The 2,224-nt window shown below is 70.3% G+C and carries 3 protein-coding genes; 1 reads left to right on the plus strand and 2 read right to left on the minus strand.

Features of this window, described 5'->3' with window-relative positions; all coding sequences use genetic code 11:
* Positions 1 to 522: hypothetical protein (locus tag AB0O29_RS35230; RefSeq protein ID WP_365160334.1), on the minus strand; the 522-nt coding region annotated here is incomplete at its 3' end.
* Positions 523 to 600: 78 nt separating this feature from the next.
* On the minus strand, positions 601 to 1,029 hold the full coding sequence (locus tag AB0O29_RS35235) for a hypothetical protein (protein ID WP_365160337.1): 429 nt from the start codon (positions 1,027 to 1,029) through the stop codon (positions 601 to 603).
* 642 nt (positions 1,030 to 1,671) lie between these two features.
* Here AB0O29_RS35235 and AB0O29_RS35240 point away from each other — a divergent pair.
* Positions 1,672 to 2,224 (plus strand): alpha/beta fold hydrolase (locus AB0O29_RS35240; protein WP_365160340.1); only part of this gene is annotated, 553 nt, incomplete at its 3' end.

Raw genomic sequence — 2,224 nt, forward strand, 5'->3', positions numbered from 1 at the left:
GACCATCAGCAGAGCCAGGCACAACGTGCTGCACACCGCCAGAAGGCCGGCCGTCCAGGTAGCACCTCGTCGGGGACGTTGCGCGGTGTCCGCGACCTCCTTGTTCTTCCCGGACCTCACCCGGTGGAGCTCGACGATGGTGCCCCGTCCCACCTGGGCGCCGGCCTTCTGTATGGCCGCGATCCGCTTCAGGTCCTCGCCGTCCGGGCGCGAGACCAGCTCGGTGAGCACGGCCGTGAGGGGCAGTACCACCGTCACGGCCAGCAGCAGGGGGAGGAAGTCCCGGAACGGCCGCTTCCAGGGCAGCTTCGCCGGTGGCGCGGGCACGGGTTCGACCTGCCTCGGCGGCATGACCTGGATCGGACGCGAAGCCGACCACACCCACCCGGCGGCCGGCGCCAAGGCCATCGCGCCGAGCACGGCCACGTCCGGCCGGTAGACCGAGACGCCGAAGTCGAACAAGAGCATCCACAAGGCCAGCACCGCGAAGAGCAGCGCACCCCCGCCCAAAGACCTGGTCACCCAGGCGTTTCTCCCCATGATCCCGAAGCTATCAACACGGGTCACGGGGGAGTAGGGCCCGGCCCACGTACCCGGCAGTCACTCTCCCGCGGCGCCGAACCGCCCGTCAGAGAACCAGGTTCGGATGTCCCGGTCGTTGGTCCATGCCAGGGCGACGATGGCGACCCCCAGCAGCAGGAGCCCGAGGAACGGAATCAGCGCGAAGAGCGGCAGGGCGAGGGCGAGTACCGTCCAGCAGTAGGCGCGGGCGGAGATCCGCAGACCGGGCTTCCTGGTCGGGAACTGCAGGGCGGTGAGGATCCCCCAGGCGGCCACCGCCAGCAGGAGGACACCGGCGAAGGTGACGAGGCCCGCGTGCGCCTCGCCCTGTGTCCGGCAGCACCGCTGGGAGACACCCTCGTCACCCCAGACCGATATCGCCACCGAGAGGCTGTTGGTGACCAGGTAGAGCCCGGAGACCGCCTCGGCGACACCGAGCACCGTCATCAGCACGCGAAGCCTCTGCACCAGCGGGGGCATTCCCGCCCCCGGAGGGAAGTTCGGAGGGGGCACCTGAGGCCGAGCCGGACCGCCGCCGGAGCCACCGCCCGGAGACCCCTCGTCCTCCGAGCGCTCCCAAGGCCGTCTGTTCTCCGCACCCATCGCATCCCCCCGGATCCCGTGCCGTGCCGTCGCGCAATCGTCCGGTGCCGCGCGACGACTGTCCAGACCGGCCGCCCGCCGGCCTGGCTTCGCGGGAGCCCGGGACGTCTGAACTCGGCCCGGGCTGGAGGGGCAACGCCTGACCGGAGCGCTACGCCCCCGCGATCCCGCCGCCGTGCTCGAACACGTGAGGACCTCCTGCGCCGATCCGCAGCTCCCGGGCCATCGGGCAGGGAACGTGCGGCGCGTCACCGGCACCGGCCCCGAAGCCCCTGCACCGTATGCGCGAATCCGACGCTTCCCGCCCGCGTTGACACCCCCCCGGTCCGCTCACCGCCACCGTCGTGGCCGGGTACACGTCACCCGGCACCGGTGGTGGTGGCTGTCCGAGGAGTCCGTTTCGGCCATCTCCCTCCTACCACTATCGAACTGACCACGCCTATTGGATACTGCCGCTATCCAATCGACGAGATGCTTCTCTCAGGGGGAATCGTGAGGCGAGCCGTCTTGCACACACCCGGATACGTCAGCGCCGTCTGTGCCGTCGCCGCGGCGACGGTCCTGGCCACCTCCACGTCCGCGGCGGCGGAGACCGGGCCCGAGCAGGACAACTTCTTTCCCGCCATGGTCCATTCGATCCTCCACCTGGACATCGATCCGCCGGGTGCCAACGACTGGAACTGCCGCCCCGACGCCGCCCACCCGCGTCCGGTCGTCCTGGTCCACGGGACGTACGAGAACCGCTACAACAACTGGGCCCGGCTGTCCCCCGAGTTGAAGGCCCAGGGCTTCTGCGTCTACGCCCTCGACTTCGGCGACACCGACGACGCCGGGGTGGCCGTCGCCCCGACCGTCAAGGGGTACGGAGACATCAGGAAGTCCTCGAAGGAGCTGGCCGCCTTCGTGGACGAGGTGCTCGCCGCCAGCGGCTCCGGCCAGGTGGACCTGGTCGGCCACTCCCAGGGCGGAACCCTGTCCCGCTGGTACCTCAAGGCCGACGGGGGCGCGGACCCGGCCGACCCGACGAAGAACAAGGTCAAGAAGATCGACCAACTCGGCG

Source organism: Streptomyces sp. NPDC089915 (genome assembly GCF_040684675.1).
Classification (GTDB): domain Bacteria; phylum Actinomycetota; class Actinomycetes; order Streptomycetales; family Streptomycetaceae; genus Streptomyces.